The 16,910-nt window shown below is 38.7% G+C and carries 18 protein-coding genes; 1 reads left to right on the forward strand and 17 read right to left on the reverse strand.

Annotation, left to right across the window (positions count from 1 at the left end; all coding sequences use genetic code 11):
• Positions 1-24 precede the first annotated feature (24 nt).
• The 6 genes from BQ5903_RS06980 to BQ5903_RS07005 form a co-directional block, all read right to left on the reverse strand.
• Positions 25-2,049, reverse strand: coding sequence for a penicillin-binding transpeptidase domain-containing protein (locus BQ5903_RS06980; protein ID WP_407936218.1), 2,025 nt, complete (start codon positions 2,047-2,049; stop codon positions 25-27).
• A 128-nt stretch (positions 2,050-2,177) separates the two neighbouring features.
• The gene (gene ftsL, locus BQ5903_RS06985) at positions 2,178-2,543 is read right to left on the reverse strand and encodes a cell division protein FtsL (RefSeq protein ID WP_010494687.1); all 366 of its coding nucleotides are present in this window, start codon (positions 2,541-2,543) and stop codon (positions 2,178-2,180) included.
• A 29-nt stretch (positions 2,544-2,572) separates the two neighbouring features.
• The gene (gene rsmH / locus BQ5903_RS06990) at positions 2,573-3,523 is read right to left on the reverse strand and encodes a 16S rRNA (cytosine(1402)-N(4))-methyltransferase RsmH (protein ID WP_010494689.1); all 951 of its coding nucleotides are present in this window, start codon (positions 3,521-3,523) and stop codon (positions 2,573-2,575) included.
• Between the two features lie 52 nt (positions 3,524-3,575).
• Positions 3,576-4,007, reverse strand: a complete 432-nt coding sequence (gene mraZ / locus BQ5903_RS06995; protein ID WP_010494692.1) for a division/cell wall cluster transcriptional repressor MraZ — start codon at positions 4,005-4,007, stop codon at positions 3,576-3,578.
• A gap of 223 nt (positions 4,008-4,230) precedes the next feature.
• Entirely contained in the window at positions 4,231-4,596 is a 366-nt protein-coding gene (locus BQ5903_RS07000) for a DUF3397 family protein (protein WP_010494693.1), read from the reverse strand.
• 405 nt (positions 4,597-5,001) lie between these two features.
• Positions 5,002-6,312 (reverse strand): IS1380 family transposase, encoded by a 1,311-nt coding sequence (locus BQ5903_RS07005; RefSeq protein ID WP_010499933.1) that lies wholly within the window; start codon positions 6,310-6,312, stop codon positions 5,002-5,004.
• A gap of 233 nt (positions 6,313-6,545) precedes the next feature.
• Between BQ5903_RS07005 and BQ5903_RS07010 the strand changes: the two genes are divergently transcribed.
• A complete protein-coding gene (locus BQ5903_RS07010; RefSeq protein ID WP_079579234.1) occupies positions 6,546-6,665 on the forward strand; it encodes a DUF4044 domain-containing protein in 120 nt (39 codons plus the stop codon).
• 212 nt (positions 6,666-6,877) lie between these two features.
• Here the strand turns inward: BQ5903_RS07010 and BQ5903_RS07015 are convergent, their stop codons facing one another.
• The 11 genes from BQ5903_RS07015 to BQ5903_RS07065 form a co-directional block, all read right to left on the reverse strand.
• A complete protein-coding gene (locus BQ5903_RS07015) occupies positions 6,878-8,119 on the reverse strand; it encodes an ISL3 family transposase (RefSeq protein ID WP_079578367.1) in 1,242 nt (413 codons plus the stop codon).
• A 139-nt stretch (positions 8,120-8,258) separates the two neighbouring features.
• A complete protein-coding gene (locus BQ5903_RS07020) occupies positions 8,259-9,197 on the reverse strand; it encodes an alpha/beta hydrolase (RefSeq protein WP_010494705.1) in 939 nt (312 codons plus the stop codon).
• 98 nt (positions 9,198-9,295) lie between these two features.
• Positions 9,296-10,759 carry a cardiolipin synthase gene (cls, locus tag BQ5903_RS07025; protein ID WP_056971396.1) on the reverse strand — a complete coding sequence of 488 codons (1,464 nt, stop codon included), beginning with the start codon at positions 10,757-10,759 and terminating at the stop codon, positions 9,296-9,298.
• A 166-nt stretch (positions 10,760-10,925) separates the two neighbouring features.
• Positions 10,926-11,735 carry a septum site-determining protein MinD gene (minD, locus tag BQ5903_RS07030; RefSeq protein ID WP_010494714.1) on the reverse strand — a complete coding sequence of 270 codons (810 nt, stop codon included), beginning with the start codon at positions 11,733-11,735 and terminating at the stop codon, positions 10,926-10,928.
• A gap of 1 nt (position 11,736) precedes the next feature.
• Positions 11,737-12,414 (reverse strand): septum site-determining protein MinC, encoded by a 678-nt coding sequence (locus tag BQ5903_RS07035; protein WP_056971394.1) that lies wholly within the window; start codon positions 12,412-12,414, stop codon positions 11,737-11,739.
• Between the two features lie 14 nt (positions 12,415-12,428).
• Positions 12,429-12,941 (reverse strand): rod shape-determining protein MreD, encoded by a 513-nt coding sequence (gene mreD, locus BQ5903_RS07040; protein WP_056988168.1) that lies wholly within the window; start codon positions 12,939-12,941, stop codon positions 12,429-12,431.
• Positions 12,942-12,953: 12 nt separating this feature from the next.
• Positions 12,954-13,805 carry a rod shape-determining protein MreC gene (gene mreC, locus BQ5903_RS07045; RefSeq protein ID WP_010494722.1) on the reverse strand — a complete coding sequence of 284 codons (852 nt, stop codon included), beginning with the start codon at positions 13,803-13,805 and terminating at the stop codon, positions 12,954-12,956.
• Positions 13,806-13,978: 173 nt separating this feature from the next.
• A complete protein-coding gene (locus BQ5903_RS07050) occupies positions 13,979-14,983 on the reverse strand; it encodes a rod shape-determining protein (RefSeq protein WP_010494724.1) in 1,005 nt (334 codons plus the stop codon).
• 122 nt (positions 14,984-15,105) lie between these two features.
• Complete coding sequence (locus BQ5903_RS07055) at positions 15,106-15,315, reverse strand: cold-shock protein (RefSeq protein WP_010494725.1); 210 nt, start codon at positions 15,313-15,315, stop codon at positions 15,106-15,108.
• 202 nt (positions 15,316-15,517) lie between these two features.
• Positions 15,518-16,192 (reverse strand): RadC family protein, encoded by a 675-nt coding sequence (radC, locus tag BQ5903_RS07060; protein WP_029604921.1) that lies wholly within the window; start codon positions 16,190-16,192, stop codon positions 15,518-15,520.
• A gap of 50 nt (positions 16,193-16,242) precedes the next feature.
• A complete protein-coding gene (locus BQ5903_RS07065; protein ID WP_154022025.1) occupies positions 16,243-16,893 on the reverse strand; it encodes an HAD family hydrolase in 651 nt (216 codons plus the stop codon).
• Positions 16,894-16,910: the final 17 nt, after the last annotated feature.

Raw genomic sequence — 16,910 nt, forward strand, 5'->3', positions numbered from 1 at the left:
GCAACTCCTTTATATTTTTCATATTTAATGTTCTTGTAAATTAACTTTCAGTGATTTAACGCCAGTCAAATTTTGACCAGCTGCCACGCTTTGTTTGATCCCATAACCTGAGCCAGACAACTTGATATTTATACCGACCATTTGGCCGAAATTAACAATATCTGCTTGCGACCAGCCAGTCAGATCCGGCATAGTCAAATTCCCGTTGGTCAACAAAACAACACGTTCTCCCTTAATAACTTTAGCTCCAGGATCTTGTGATTGTTGCTTAACTTTATCACCCTTGCCGATCACTTCAACCTTTAAATCCTGTTTTTGCAATTTTTCTACAGCAGTATCAACATTGGAACCTTTAAAATCAGTGATCTTTTTGGTTGCAACTTGTGATTCATTTGTATCGTCATCCAGTGTCCGTTGCATTAAAGGATTAAAGATGGTCGAAAGTGCCTTAGTCGCCGTTTTTTCTTGACCATAACTTTTTGGACGTTCCATTGTCACATACAAAATGTATTTTGGATTATTGGCCGGTGCTATTCCTGCTACTGAAAATATATGATTAGTATCTCCGTTCATATAACCACTGCCATTCTCATTAGCAATTTCTGCCGTACCTGTTTTCACTGCCACAGAATAATTGTTCAGTTTATAATCTTGCCCTGTTCCGTTTTCATCAGTCACAACTCGTTGCATCAAATTAAGGACCTGTTGACTAGTTGCTTTTTTAATCGGATGTCCAATTACAGTTGGCTGTGATTTATAAACTATCTTGTTCGTATTAGGATCTTTGATTTCCGATATTAATCGTGGCTTGACCATTTTTCCCCCGTTGGCAATTGCCGAAAAACCTTGCATCATTTGGAAAGTAGTCACATCAATACCTTGTCCATAAGACGTATTGGCCTGGTCGATCGGGTATTTATAACTGATCGATCCAGCGGACTCGTCCCCTAAACCAGAATCAGTGCTTTTTAGAAAGCCAAATTTTTCCAAATATTTATACCATTCTTTTGCACCCATTTGCTGTTCAAGATGAGCCATACCCACATTTGAGGAACGAATAAAAGCTTGTTGATAATTGATCGTACCCCAACCAACTCTATTCCAATCATAAATTTTTTGCTTATCAACTTCATAACTTCCAGATTGGTAAGAAGCATCACCATTAAAGTTGCCGCTGTTGATGGCCGCCGCTGTAGTGAATATTTTCATAGTTGAGCCAGGCTCATAAGCGTCTGCCAGCAAAGTGTTGCGCCAAATGTCATTGATGCCTTCTCTTGTCTTTGGGTTAAAAGTCGGTCGCTGTGTAGCAGCAATAATATCACCAGATTTAGCGTTCATCAACATGACCCGTATCCCTTGCGGGTGATACCTATTTTGTGCTTGATCAGTTAGGCTTTCCAAATAATTTTGTAAACGTTGATCGATAGTAGTATAAATATTGTCGCCGTTTTTAACTTTACGCGTCTTACCATTACGGCCGGGAATATCGGTCCCTTGACTATCAAACGAGGACTCTTTAACCCCGTCTTTACCTTTCAAACGTCGTTCAAACTGCTTTTCAAGCCCCATTACACCAACTAAACGTCCATCGGTATTTTCAGCCAAACCGATCAAATGAGAAGCAAAATTTCCATTTGGATACAAGCGGGACTGCGAAGGAATAAACTTGATCCCAGGGATCTTAGCACTGGAAATAGCTTTTTTAGTTTCTAAAGAAATATTTTTGCCAGAGTTGCCAAGTTCAACTTGATACAAGTCTTTATTCTGAGGATTAAGGATATTCCAAACCTTTTTATAATCGATATGCAAGTTTTTGCTTAAAATAGACGCTGCCTGACGTTTTTTCGAATCAGGCAGATAATTGATCTTACCATTGTATGTAGCTTTTTTAGACAAGACAATATAAATTGAATAAGTGGTCGTGTCTTCAGCTATCGGCTGGGCATTAGAATCATAAATCGTTCCACGTTTTGCAGGTTGTCTTGTTTCAGCGTCATATAACTTAGCAACTTTTTTTTGCAAGTTTTGTCCATCGGCCTTGTGAAACACTGAGACATAAAAAAAGCGCCCAGTGAAAAGGATAAAAATCGCAATAACCACAAAGAAAATAAGTCTCCCCAAGTACTTGCGGTTATATTTTATGCCTTTCTCATTCACCGATCGCTTTTGTTTATTATTCATTTTGAAACATTCCTTGTATTTTGTTCATTCATTGACAAACCGGCCTTTTTTGCGAACGCATCAAGGCGTGAACGGCTTGTTAACTCTACTACTTCTTGCTTGGTATTCGCATTTTTTGATTGTATCGCTGAAATTTGTGAGTTGACCTTCTGAAGGTCAACCTGAGAAGAATTAAGATTTATTGCAGACGCTACTACAAAACAGGCTAGAATACTGACCCAAGCAGAAATTAATACTACCATAATTTTTTCAATTTTTAAATAAAATGCTTTTTTCGACTGCTGTTCGTTTTTATTTTGTTTTGTATGTACAGGTTGCGAAACTGGATCTGTCATTATTTGTCTTGCTGTATTCTGTGCCATTTAAATCACATCCTTCAAGTAATTATTAATTATTTGTCTATTTTTTCGATTACGCGTAATTTCGCAGAGTGCGCACGATGATTTCTTTCAAGCTCTTCTTTTAATGGAACGATTGGTTTTTTCGTAACTAACTTAAAATCCGGCTGCATTCCGCTGGGAATAACTGGCAAGCCGGGGGGTAAATCAGGGACACTGGCTTTTTCTTTGAACAAGCCTTTAACTAAACGGTCTTCCAGAGATTGGAAGGTGATCACGCTTATTCTTCCGCCAGGAAGCAGCAGATCTAACGCCTGTTCCAAAGATTCCTCCAATGCACCAAGTTCATCGTTTACGGCAATTCGTAACGCTTGAAAGACCTTTTTAGCAGGGTGACCGCCATGTCTGCGTGCCTTAGCTGGAATACCTTGCTTGATCAGCTCCACTAATTGACCGGTTGTTTCTATTCGTTGTTCATTACGATCAGCTTCAATACGACGAGCAATCGACTTTGCATATTTTTCCTCGCCATACCGAAAAAAGATCCTGACTAACTCTTGATAAGACCACTCGTTGATGATCTTAGCAGCGGTCAATGGCTGGCCTTGATTCATACGCATATCTAGAGGAGCATCTTTCCGATAACTAAACCCTCGGGACGCAACATCAAATTGCGGTGAAGAAACACCTAGGTCATATACTAGACCATTAACACCGGTGATATCCTGCTGTTTTAACGACTGATTTAACTCACGAAAATTTTTTTGAATTAAAACCAGCTGACCGCTGTGAATATAAGTGGCTAAGTTTTTCTGATTATATTCAATTGCCGTTTCGTCTTGATCAAAGGAAAAAAGTTTTCCGTTTGGACCAAGTTCGGATAACAAACGATGAGAATGGCCACCACCACCCAAGGTACAGTCAACATAATAGCCGTCCCGTTTAACATCTAAATTTTCAATTGCCTCATTTAAAAGGACTGTTTCATGTTTAAACTCTGCCATAATAACTCCTCGCAATATCACGTGGTTAATAATTTTTGACCACTAAAATAGGTTACAAACCAAAATCGATCATATTTTCTGCAATATCATCAAAATTTTCTTCTGCCGAATCTGAAAATTCTTGCCAACGATCTTCTGACCAAATTTCAAAACGATTCGACACACCAACGATCACACATTTTTTATCCACACCAGCATGAGTTCGTAAAGATTGGGGAATATTGACCCTACCCTGCTTATCGAACTCGCTTTCCGTAGCAGCGGAATAAAAGAAACGTACAAAAGCACGTGCATCTCTTTTAGTTAAAGGAAGCTGCTTTAGCTTTTCTTCGAGGATCTGCCATTCTTCCATGGGATAGCCAAATAAACAGCCGTCCAGACCACGAGTTAAAACACATTTACCCGCTAATCCATCTCTGAACTTAGCAGGAATGATCAAACGTCCTTTAGTGTCTATCGAATGTCTGTATTCTCCCATGAACATTGGCGTCACCCCCCTAATTAACTTGTTAATTTAAATGTTACCACATATCCCCACTTTTAACCACTAAATGACACGAAAAACCCACTAAAAAAACGTTGATAGACTAGGAATTTGCATATTCAAACTAACGTTCCCATATGGTGCGAAAAGAGCATAAAAAAATAGCCGCCATATTTAAATGGCAGCCGTTTTCACACAATAAACATATTGCATTATGATTTACCTAAACAATATATTGACAAATTTCCAGTATAAGAAAGACAATAAACGCTAAAGTTGCTACAATATCAGCAGTCCTAATATACCTTACAAAAAAAGCACGATAAATAATGTCGCCTTCTAAAAAAGCATACGTCAATGTCATGGCAATCCCAAAGAGTGCCATAGCAAAAATCAAAAATGGCAAAATCGACAGTCCCATCAAGTCCTGAGACATAACATGGACGCCCCCAAGTAAAAGTGGTAGATCAAGGTCCAAAATTTTTAGACTAGCCGGCCAGTCTTGCCCTAATATCTTTTTTATCGTCACGATCAAAATATTCCAAATTATAAAAGCAGCCAACCAGAAAAACCAATTTTTTAATATCATAATTTCCTCCATAAAACGTCGAATCAGAAACCTTTTAAAACATTTTAAGATTTATTATCTTCACTCTGGACACAATTTTATTCCTTTAGTAAGACCTTATTTCCATATTATTCCACAATTTTCACAGGTCGTAATTAAGATGGTACTACTATGCTAGTATGATGCATGATTTTTAAATTTATCTTTTAATTATATTTTTAGACAAATCAGTAAAATTTACATTGCAAATTTTAATATCTTAACTATAATCCTGAATTATTCATACTTTTCGTTGCAGTTAAAACTTTGTGCAAAGTTACTTTAGTGTGTAAAAAAAGCAGCTTTTTGTTAGTTTTGTTGTCGGACTGTTTAAAAAAGGACAGACTTCACCCTTTCCCTAAGAAAAACATTTTTTATTTTGTGAGTTCACAGCGGATATATTTTTAGATTTTGAATCTTGAACAGTGTCTGCCAAAATAATTTATCGAACACATTGGTCTGAGATAAATGGACCCAGACTTGACGCGCATGGTGCGTGACCTTAGCTGCCACATGGAGTAATTTAAAACGGATCGTCCCGACCTGAGCGTGTTTAAGCTTTGTTGGTAAAACTAAGTTCTTCATGGCTTGCAGTATATTATAAGCGACCCCAGCTACCAGCATCCGGAACTCATTGGCCTCAAAACTAGAACTGTCCGTTTTATCAAAGTGAAAGCCACGTTTAACTTCTTTGATCAAGTCTTCCATGGAACCGCGTTGGTGATAGAGGGCAAAGACTTGTGGACCGCTTAATTCTTCCAAGTTGGTCACGATAAACTCATGGTCAAACAGAAAGTTGCCCGCCGGCCGCGTTGATTTAATAATCACACGATAAGGTCGTGACCAACTTTGAGGACAATAGTCTCGCAGGACATGCCATTGGACTTCAGCTTCGGTGAAGTCCTGGTCACCCACTTGGATCAGGTTTTCAGCCCGACTTTGGAGCTGGTAGTTCGCTTTTAAACGAATCACGAACTTAGCCTGCTTTTTATCACACGCATGGTAGATCCCTGGAGCTGCGAAACCAGAATCTCCCCGCACTAAGACATCCAGGGAAGATCCGTCATAGGCCCGTAAGCTCCGTAATAAAAATTTAGTCGCACCTTGGGAAGTATAGCGATTGCCGGGGCGTAATTGAGCATTCAACAAGCAGCCCGATAAAGCATCAAAGGCTAGTAAAGGATGATAACCGTTGGTCTGGTAGTGACCGTTATAAGCACTCTTTTCTTGGTCACCAAACGTATCGGCATGTGTCGAATCTAGATCAAGGATCAGCTGATGTTGATTTAGCTGCCCAAGAACAAAGTGAGCTACCGAGCCGAGCAATGATTTGACTGAAAAGAGCCCAGACGCTGAAATGTGATTGATAAAGCGTGAAAGTGTCGGCTGGGAAGCGACCGCTTGAGACAAGACCAGCTTAAAATCAACGGCGTGTGACAAGGTATTAGCCGACTGATCTTGGCAGTATCCTGCCAGCAATTGCAACAGCAACTGCTTAAATAAATTGTTCAAGGGAAAGGTACAATATTTACGGTCATCTTTAAAATGCAAGTTATCTTCTAAGAGCTGGTCAAAGTGAATTTGGTGCAGAAATTCAGCAATTAATAAAGTTCCGGCATCGTTCGCTAACTCACCACCGTCATTAGAAATGTTGATCTGGTCATTGAATAAAAGTTTTTCATGATGTAAAGTTGACATAAGGAGCACTCCTGTTCTTTGTGGTTTTCATCGACTTTACAATAGCACAGGATGTGCTCTTTTTGTACACCCAACAGGTGAAAAACGAAAAAGATGCGAACTAGCATGACAACAACAAAAAGTAGTCCTTAAGGGAAAAGTATGAATAATTCAGGTATAATGTCTAGTTATAGGGTTTGACAGGAACTTTATTAAAAATGTAAGATATAATTAAAAACTTAAGGGTGGTTTCATTGCGTAAAAAGAAAGAACGTTCAACTTTTCAAAAAGTGACTATGGTTGTAGTCTGGGTCATGCTGATTTTCATGGTCGGCTCAGTGATCCTAGGGTCTCTAGGTCCACTTCTCGGTTAATAATAAGACATAGTTTTGTAAAAACAAGGCAGTTTATGTGGGACTTTGTCAAATAGTGTTGATGGTCCATAGAACTCTATCTTTATGGTAGGGTTCTTTTTTTACTGCCATAGCTAGATTAAAGTGTTTGGGTTGGGAGGCAGGTGCGGGTCCGAAGCGTAGCGAAATGGGCCCGCACCTGCCTCCCACAGTGTTGACCTAAATTTTTTATCTTAGGCATGGATCAATTTGATGCGGATAAAGAAATGCCTTAAGTTACTGAATCCGTAACAGCTACGTTTAAGTTCTTTGATCTTGCGATTGATCCCCTCTAACGGCCCATTAGAGTAGTCATAGAGACAAGCGTTCCTGATCCCTAAGTAGTTCTTTTGAATGGTCCTCATGACGGTATCCATTTCAGTACCATTGGGACGGTAGTTCATAACTAATTGTTGTAAAGTAGCCCGATCGCGGTTGCGAATAAAGGTTAAGATCGTTTGATAGGTCTGATAGTTTTCTGCGAACTGTGGAAAATTCTTGAGTCCCAGATCGACCACATTTTGGGCAGTCGTGTATTCATTTAATCCCCGATAATATTTAACCTGGGAGGTCTCAAGTTGATTTTCAGCTAAGTGGAATAAGCGCCAGTTGCTTTTTAAAACTTTATAGTTGCGGTCGTGGTGGTCGTTGATCCCTTTTAAAACACGCAGCCGTTCATGGTCAAGTGCCCGACCCGCTAACTGAACAAGATGGAAACGGTCAAAGACGATCAGTGCGTTAGGAAAAAGACGACGGACGAAAGTCTGATACTGTGCATTCAGATCCATGGTCACCAGTTGAACTTTTTGACGCTCAGAAAGTGTATAAGTATTGGTGAAATACTCGCGGATCGTCTGCGAGAGACGATCTGGCAATAAGGCGACCAAATCATGTGTTTTTGCGTCAATGCAGATAAAAGAAAAGCAGTTCTTAGTTGAACGAAATTCGTCAAAGCTGAGAGCTGTCGGCAGCTCTTTTGGCGTTACTAAAGCCCGCTGATCCTTATACAAGATCCGTTGAACCGAGGAAGCTGAGATCCCCACGGCCTGGCTGATCGTCTTGACTGGCAGTGAGTTCTTAGCTAAAGTCGCGATTTCGTGGACTGCTTGGCGGGTGATCGAGTGCCGAGGCGGAGCGAGCTGCGTCTGCGCGCTAAAAGTATGGTGGCAAGTTCGGCACAGATAACGCTGTTTGCGCAGGTTCATGCGGAGCGGTTGTTCACCTAGGCTGGGCAGTTTCATCTTGGTCAGGCGGGTCCCATTCTGAACAAGATTCGTGGAACCACAATTAACACAGCGTTCGACGGGGTAAGTCAGCGTAGCTGAAAGCAGTTTTTCGTGAACTCCGGCCTGTGAAAAATCAGTACAAGCTGAAATTTTGATATTTGGGTCTTGGATATTGAGTAAATTTAGGATAGAATCAGTTTGGGACATCATTTATACCTCGCTTTGATTTGGTTTTATCGCTTTAATCGTAGCATATGAGGACAAATGATGTCCTTTTTTGTACAAAAATAGTGCTGATGAACGCTCATCAACACTAAAAAGTTTAGACCCGTTTATGTGCCTTGCTTTTTTATTGCCAAAATTTGTCGTAAAACTGCCCAACTTTTTGCCGATATTTGTGAGGATAATTTTTCAAGGAATCTGCGTGCTTAGTATTAAGAGTGATCCAGAGATATTTTTCACCTTCTGTGGCCTTGAAGTTATTATAAACCATCTTGGTCGGGACAAAAGTATCTTTTTGCCCATGAATAAAAAGCACTGGCAATCTATTCTTATGTAGAGCATTGACAGAGCTAGCTTCAGTAAAATTATGACCCACTCTGAATCGAGCTATCAAAAGGCTTAAAGTGATCAAAGGCTCCTTAGGCATATTGAATTGTTGTTTTAATTGATAGGTCAATTCATTTGCAACTGTATCATAGCCGCAATCTTCAACTATAGCTTCAACTTGGTGCGGTAATTTTAAGCCGCTCATCATCATGACTGTAGCTCCTCCCATACTAACACCAAACAATCCAATTTGGGAATCACGGCCGTTTTTTGCAATCACCCGCTGGACCCAGATTAGATAATCACGACTATCAGGATAACCAAATGTGACATATCGCCCCTGACTTTGACCACTCCCCCTATCATCAGGAGCCAAAACATTGTAGCCTTTCTCGTGAAACATTCTAATATAAGAAGCCATTGTATAATGACTTCCTTGATAACCATGAGCAACTACAATGGTTTTTTTTGTCGCTTTTTTAGCCGGATAATAGAAGGCCACAAGTTTTTGCTTAGTATCCTGCGCTCTCATAGCCCACTGTGACCCATCTTTTTGCTTGCTTAACCACTCTTGGTCTATTCTTTCCTGTCCTTTAGATTTAAGCTGCTTTTCAGTACGATGGGGATTATCAAAAGCATAAGTAACTAAATAATTAGCAGCATAACCTAAAATACCACCTACTACTACTACTAAAATTAACGTGAGAAAGCTTATTAGTATTTTTTTCTTTTTCGACATAGTTATTTCCATTTCTAATATTTTTTGTACATAAAAAGATAAAATACGTGCTTTTTTAGTGAAAAACTTTAGTCAACTAAAAAACATGTACTTTATTTTTATAAAATAGGTGACAGAAGCCGTGAAAAATATTGCTTAAATTTCATCCAACGTGACTGTTTAGAAAAATATTCTGGAGTTAATTTAGTGCAATTGTTCAGATCCTGCGCAAAAATATCTGTCAACTCAATAGTTAGCTTACGATCATAACAAAACGCATTTACTTCAAAATTCAACTTAAAACTTCTAAAGTCAAGGTTTGCTGAACCGACTGAACACATTTGCCCATCCACGACCATTGTTTTAGCATGCATAAAACCATTATCATATTTATATATCTCAACATTTTTTTCTAATAGCTCTTGAGCATAATATTCGGTAGCACGATAAACAAAGGCATGGTCAGGTTTAGAAGGGATCATTATTTTCACTTTGACTCCTGAAAGTGCCGCAACTCCTAAAGTCTCCATAACAGAATCATCTGGGATCAAGTACGGAGTTTGAATGTAAATATAATCGTGGGCATTACTGATCATTTTCAAGTATCCCAGCTTAATAGCCTCAGTTTCGTTATCCGGTCCTGAAGAAACGATTTGAATACCAGTCGTCCCCTGGCCTCTCTGCAATGGAAAATATCTGTCAGCATATTCAATTGGCGCAGATTCTGGAGAATTTTTAACGGTGGCATTCCAGTCCATAAAAAATTGTGACTGTAAAGCAACTGCTGCGTTACCAACGACTCGTAAATGAGTGTCTCGCCAGTAACCAAATTTTTCTAGGCGTCCCAAATACTGATCACCAATATTAAAACCGCCGATGTACCCGATCACGCCATCTATCACAACGATTTTTCTATGATCACGATAATTTAAACGAGGGCTGTGAAAATATGATTTTTTTGACCCAAAGAATGGCTCGGCTTGACCGCCTAATTCTTCCAATGGTTTAAAAAAATGACGAGTCTGACCGCGAGAACCCATACTATCATATATGACCCGTACAGTTACACCTCTTTTTTGTGCTTCCTGTAAAGCTTGCAGGATCTGGTGACCGATCTTGTCACTATAGAACGTATAATATTCAATATGTATGTGATCTTTAGCGTGCTGGATATCATCCAACAACTTGGAAAACTTGTCTTTTCCATCAGTAAACACCTTGACCTCATTATGGTTGGTAAATATTGCCTGATCAGCATCTAAAAAAAGACGGGCAGTTTGTTGTGCTTCATTAGTCAACACATCATAAGGTAACAGTTCCTTTTCGCTCCACTGTTCTTTTTGCAAAGACACAAGCTGATCGATCCCTAATTTTTCCTGAACTTTAATATCAAAGATCCGCTCTTTAGAAATCTTTTTTCCTGCAAACAAATAAATCAAAAATCCGATACCTGGAAGTAAATTTAAAACTAACAACCATGCCCAAGTTGCAGCAATATCTCTTTTTTCTTTAAAAACCGTCACGATGGCAAAAAGAGTATTTACAAAAAACACCAAAAATACAATATTAAAAATCAAATTCACGAAAACTCACCACCATGTCCGAAATAGATACAAAAAAATTATAGCAAAGATGACGAATAATGTATATAAGTATCATTCATAAACCCGCTAGTCATTTGCTTTGACTAAAAATTCTGAAAATAAAAAAGGCCACCGTTCTGATGATGACCCCAACTTTAAACCATTGCTATTTATCCTTTTTGAACCATGCACCAATTTTTTGAAAAAAGCCGCTTTTTTTAGGTTCTTTCAACGACATTAAAGGTACTGTCTCACCGTCCATACGTCGCGCAATATCTCGATATCCTTGTGCAGCTGGATTTTTTTCATATAAAACGATCGGTTCTCCCTTGTTAGAGGTGGCAATAACTTCATCCTCGTCAAAAACGATCCCTAAAAGTTCGATGGAAAGATGTCTGGTAATTTCATCGACATCCATCATATTTCCTTCATTCATCATGTTTTTGCGGATCCGGTTAATAACAAGCATTGGCGGTTTATCTAAATCTTGTTGTTCCAGTAAGCCAACAACACGATCAGCATCTCGTACTGCTGAGATCTCAGGCGTCGAAACAACGATTGCTTCGTCAGCTCCAGCAACGGCGTTCATAAACCCTTGTTCGATCCCTGCCGGACAATCCAAAAATACATAATCAAATTCACTCTTTAACTCTTCAACAATCTCGATGGCTTGGTCGGGTGTCAACGAGGTTTTGTCAGCATTTTGCGCAGCCGGTAATAAAAATAATTTGTCATTAAATCTCTTATCTTTGATCAAAGCTTGTGGAAGTTTGGCACGTCCTTCAGCAACATCGACAATATCATAAATTATTCTATTATCTAAGCCCAAGACTACGTCTAGATTACGCAAACCAATGTCTAAGTCAACCAAACACACTTTTTTGTCCATTAAAGCCAGCGCAGTTCCCAGATTTGCCGACGTTGTTGTTTTACCAACACCGCCCTTACCAGATGTAATAACAACTGCTTTTCCCATTCTAAAATCCCCCTGCCTTTATGAATAACTTTGGCCTAGTTGTTTTTAACTGTTCGATCCGAGTTAGTGCCAAAGCATGCAGATCATTCACGAAAAGTGCACTCATTTGATCTGTCTCTGAAATTTTTTTATCTTCGTTAACAATATCTACCAAATCAGCAATTCGTAATTGCTGAGCATTTTTCAAATTTCCAGCAAGAACAGCGCTTGTATTATTCTCATGACCCGCACAAAGAACACCGTTCGCAGTTCCTAAAACAAAAATACTGCCTGTTGCTCTTAGAATACCGCCTTCATGCAATGTGCCTAAAAAAAGCAAATCTCCTTGAACGAGTTTATCCTGCCCATTGCGAATAATATCACCATTAACGTGCACCGTTGTACTGTCAACTATTTCTTGTGCCTCTTGTTTTTCGATCACCGAACTTTGGATCTTATGAATCGAAAAACGCGGGTAGTTAGCAAAAATATTTTCCAAAGCTTGTTTTTGCTCGGCTGTGTAAAGTATCATCCCTGTATTAATGTTGAAAGAATACTTTTTAGTACGATCTGCAGTTTCATCATTGTGTAATTTCTCCATCAAATTACTCAATTCTACTTTTATTTCAGTAAAGCTGGCAGTCGGCTCTAAAATCAATTCATAGCCGTTGTTATACCCTTTTAAAACGACAGCTTGCATTCTTCCACACATCCTTAACTAAATTTTTCAAAAAACATTTTCAATGGCCAGTACAAGATTACATAGCCTGCCAAATTATACGCTAAAGTCGGACCTAAAGTGCGAGCTATAAACGTCACAGCAGATGCCGATGTAAAACCGATCAATGCATTCACCCAATAAAAAAGAGTTGTCAAAATAGTGATATCTATTAAATATATTAATAATACCACAATAAATGAGCGATTAAAAAACGTTACAATATTTCTAGTCAAATAAACCATAAAGGGTAGTAACAGCGTAAAAATACCTAAAACACCCGTATAGAAAAGATCGAAAAAAAGTCCAGCTACAGCTGACCATGCTAACAAGTGATCGACCTTGCCATAGCAAATGCCCAGAACCAACCATAACAAAATAAGTCGACTCTCAACTGAAGTACTACTAGTAAAAAAAGAAGGGGCAAAAAGATGGCTAAGCGAACCATCTAAAAAAAGAAATAAAAAAGTTCCTATCGGGAAAAAATATCTCATTTTCGAAATTCTCATGTCACAAAACTCCTAATCAACTCTCCTTGCAACCGTTACAACATCTAAATCATTAAAATCGGCAGCAGGTTTAATATAAACTTTGGCTGGAAGTCCCTCATCGTCATTAGCCGCACGGACGACTTTACCCACTAATAAGCCCTGAGGAGTGATTCCTCCCATGCCTGAAGTTGTGATCTGCGCCCCCTTGGAAATTTTTTCTTTAGAAGTGATCTGTCCCATGATCAGCTGATTTTTTGACGTGCTATAACCAGTGATCAACCCATTGATCACTGTTCCATCTTTACCCTGTAAGCGAACTGCAAATCGGTTAGCAGAATCATTGCTAGTTGACAGTAACTCAATCTTACTATTTGTTTGATTAACTTCTGTGACTCGGCCGACGAGACCTTTTCTAGAAACAACTGGGTCGTTTTTCTTCACACCTGCAACTGCTCCTTTATTTATCACAACTTGATCTTGCCATGAAGAAGGAGTCCGACTCAACACAACAGCATTGATCTTACTATAAGAGCTTAACGTCTCATTAAGTTTTAATTGTTGCTTTAAATGCTTATTTTCATTTTTCAAAGTTTGGTTTTCAACTTTTTGGGTAGCTATTGTATCTACCTCTTTTTTCAATTTCTTATTTTCAGTATAAGTATTGTATAAACCCTTGACTGAATCTGATGCATGACCCAATCCGTTCATTGGAACACCAACGACACGCTCAACTATTCCACCAGCTTCATTACCGATCTGCTGAACAAAAATTGGAGCTTTTCGGTTATTTCGCACACTAATTGAAAAAGCTATCAATAAAAAGCCAATGATCAAGATGATCATTGTAACTACCAATCTCTTATTGAATGAGAATTTTTGCAAACTTGAAACCTCCTCGTATTACGACTAACTTATAAAATATTACTGTAATTGATCACTGCCTTGTTTATTTTACCAGTAATACTTGTCAGTCATATTATTCAGCATAAACTACATAAAAAATTAAGAGGTTGGAGAAAAACGACTCCAACCCCCAACTAATTTTTCTCTAAGAACTAATTCTTTTTCATAACATCAATACTTTTAAGCGACTCGCCTGTTCCGATCGCAACACAATCTAAAGGTTCAGAAGCTACGAAAACAGGAACTTTGGTGGCATCAGAAATCACTTCTGGAAGATGACGCAATAAAGCACCGCCGCCAGTTAGCACGATCCCATGATCGATAACATCAGCAGCAATTTCAGGAGAAGTTTCCTCAAGGGTTTCTTTAATAGCTGTAATGATTTCTTGAACAACTTCTTGAATAGCATTAGCGACTGCTTCAGCCTTGATTTCGATCGTCTTCGGCAAACCAGTTACTAAATCACGACCTCGAATCGATTGTGCATCTAACTGCTTAGCAGCTTCAACAGAAGCAGAAGCAAGATCGATCTTTAATTGTTCAGCTGTACGTTCACCGATCAATAAATTATAATTCTTCCGCACGAAAGATACGATAGATTCATCTAATCGATCACCAGCCATCCGGATCGAACGACTAGAAACTATACCGCCTAATGAAATAGTTGCAACATCTGTTGTCCCACCACCAATATCAACAACCATACTTCCTGTTGGATCCATGACTGGCAAACCAGCACCAATGGCAGCAGCAAATGGTTCTTCAATTACATAAGCATCTTTAGCACCAGCAACTCTTGTTGCATCGATCACAGCACGTTTTTCGACTTCCGTTACACCGCTTGGTACACAAACCATAACATATGGTTTGCTGCTATGCTTGCCCAAACCCTTGTCAATATAGTATTTCATCATAGCAGCAGTTGTATCATAATCCGCGATGACACCGTCTTTCATTGGACGGATCGCAACAATACTTGCCGGAGTACGGCCGATCATGTTACGAGCCTCTGATCCAACAGAAACGATCTCACCAGATTTAGTATTCTTAGCAACTACTGAAGGTTCACGTAAAACGATACCTTTCCCCTCAGCATAAACTATTGTATTTGCTGTACCGAGATCGATCCCGATATTCTTCGTTCCCATTCCGAACACTTTTTTTCATCCCTTCACAATGTCTAATACTTTTATTTTTAGTTAATACCGAATTATAACATAAGCATTCTATTTACTTAGCGCATCTTTATTAAGAATTTCTCAAATTAATGAGCACAGAATCACTCAGTTAAAATCGTCACATCACAAGCTTGTGGTCCTCTGATTCCCTCAACCGAAACAAAGCTGACTTTTTGTCCGGCTTCCAAAACTTTATAACCGGTGGTCAAAATTGCAGAAAAATGTACGAAAAAATCATCGCCACCATCATCTGGAGTAATAAAACCAAAGCCCTTATCTTTATTAAAAGAACGTACTTTTCCTGTTAACATTTTATATTCCTTTCAACACTTGTACTTGTGCAAGTTTACCACATTTTAAAGCCTTCCACAATACACTAGCGGATACAGTTCATTTTTGCCTCAAAAATTTTTATCAAATCATCCAAATTTCCTTTACTTATAAAAAAAGACTCGCACACTGATAGTCATTCCTTCTTTCAGGGCACGAATCTTTTTTAATTTAAGAACAATTTTATGCAATGAGCTCTTCTTCACGCATACTCAAATATGAGTTATCGCCTACGATAATATGGTCCAACAAAGTGATCCCTAGCATTTCGCCACACTCAAGTAATCTGTCCGTTAACGCAAGATCATTTTTAGAAGGTGTTACATTTCCGCTAGGATGATTGTGCACGACCATAAAGCGAGCCGCACTACACTTAACAGCTTCTTTAAAAATCTCTCGTGGATGAACAGTAGCTGAATTCAAGGTACCTTTAAAAATACTCTTTTGCAAAAGAACTTGGTTTTTAGTATCCAGATAAATGCCAACTAAATGTTCTTGCTTAGCACAACCATACATCTGTGACATATATTCACCAATTTTTTTACTGGAGTAAACTGTCCCTAAAGCTAAGGACGGTCTTTTTTCAAATCTTTGCGCAAACTCGCTCAAGACTTCAAAAAACCAGTTTTTCTGATTCTCCGGTAATAAGTCGCGAATCTCTTGGTCTGTCAGATACTGCATCTGTTCTAAGTCTTCATATTGGGAAAAAAACTTTCCTGTAATAGTTGTTGCGTCTCTTTTAGAAAAAGCACTGCAACAAACGCAAAACAATAATTCACGATCAGTCAGTTCTTGTGTTCCATAATGCTCGATCTGGTCGGCTAAAAAATTTATATCAAAAGAATTTATAAGTGTCATCTTTACCCCTCCAAGTAATATATACGCAGAAAAGGTCAAATTTAACTTTTTTATTTTAAAATATTATTTAATTCCTGCAGATCCTTAAAAACACCAAAAGTATTTTTCGAATCATATTCAGTTGGCTGTATCAAATCAGGCACCATTGCTACGGGGATGCCAGCTCGATTAGCAGCTACGATCCCATTATGTGAATCCTCGATCACCAAAGTTTTTTCCTTAGCCGGATGTCCAGCTTGCTCCCATGCTTGATTAAAAATTTCAGATGATGGTTTAGCTTGTTTAACGTCATCTGCAGAAATGATTAAATCAAAACCCAGATCCATTTTTAATGTCTGCAAGTAAAAATCGATTTGGTGACGATCATTGCTTGAAGCCAAAACATATGGCGTTTGTGTCTTCTGCAAAAAACTAGTCAATTCGAGAAAGCCCTTTTTCAGTTCCATCTTACCAGCTGAAACTAGTGGATCGATCAAATTAAAACTACGTTCCATAAACTTTTTAATCAATTTTGAATCTCCAAAGTCAGCCGTCATCGCCGTGACCATCTGTTCATTTCCAGCTCCAATGAACCTGCGGTAATACTCCATTGAGTACTCCATTCCCAACTCATCAGCAGCCATCTTATTTGCTGTGTAATATACTTTCTCAGAATCAAATACAACGCCATCCATATCAAAAATAACTAATTCTGGTTTCAACTCTATACTCCTAACTT

The sequence above is a fragment of the Ligilactobacillus acidipiscis genome (genome assembly GCF_900116935.1).
Lineage (GTDB): Bacteria > Bacillota > Bacilli > Lactobacillales > Lactobacillaceae > Ligilactobacillus > Ligilactobacillus acidipiscis.

Excerpts from the sequence above, each read along its gene's own strand:
- ftsL (WP_010494687.1), bottom strand. The coding sequence starts at position 2,543 with ATGGCACAGAATACAGCAAGACAAATAATGACAGATCCAGTTTCGCAA.
- rsmH (WP_010494689.1), bottom strand. The coding sequence starts at position 3,523 with ATGGCAGAGTTTAAACATGAAACAGTCCTTTTAAATGAGGCAATTGAA.
- mraZ (WP_010494692.1), bottom strand. The coding sequence starts at position 4,007 with ATGTTCATGGGAGAATACAGACATTCGATAGACACTAAAGGACGTTTG.
- BQ5903_RS07000 (WP_010494693.1), bottom strand. The coding sequence starts at position 4,596 with ATGATATTAAAAAATTGGTTTTTCTGGTTGGCTGCTTTTATAATTTGG.
- BQ5903_RS07005 (WP_010499933.1), bottom strand. The coding sequence starts at position 6,312 with ATGTCAACTTTACATCATGAAAAACTTTTATTCAATGACCAGATCAAC.
- BQ5903_RS07015 (WP_079578367.1), bottom strand. The coding sequence starts at position 8,119 with ATGATGTCCCAAACTGATTCTATCCTAAATTTACTCAATATCCAAGAC.
- BQ5903_RS07020 (WP_010494705.1), bottom strand. The coding sequence starts at position 9,197 with ATGTCGAAAAAGAAAAAAATACTAATAAGCTTTCTCACGTTAATTTTA.
- minD (WP_010494714.1), bottom strand. The coding sequence starts at position 11,735 with ATGGGAAAAGCAGTTGTTATTACATCTGGTAAGGGCGGTGTTGGTAAA.
- BQ5903_RS07035 (WP_056971394.1), bottom strand. The coding sequence starts at position 12,414 with ATGCAAGCTGTCGTTTTAAAAGGGTATAACAACGGCTATGAATTGATT.
- mreD (WP_056988168.1), bottom strand. The coding sequence starts at position 12,941 with ATGAGAATTTCGAAAATGAGATATTTTTTCCCGATAGGAACTTTTTTA.
- BQ5903_RS07055 (WP_010494725.1), bottom strand. The coding sequence starts at position 15,315 with ATGTTAACAGGAAAAGTACGTTCTTTTAATAAAGATAAGGGCTTTGGT.
- radC (WP_029604921.1), bottom strand. The coding sequence starts at position 16,192 with ATGACACTTATAAATTCTTTTGATATAAATTTTTTAGCCGACCAGATC.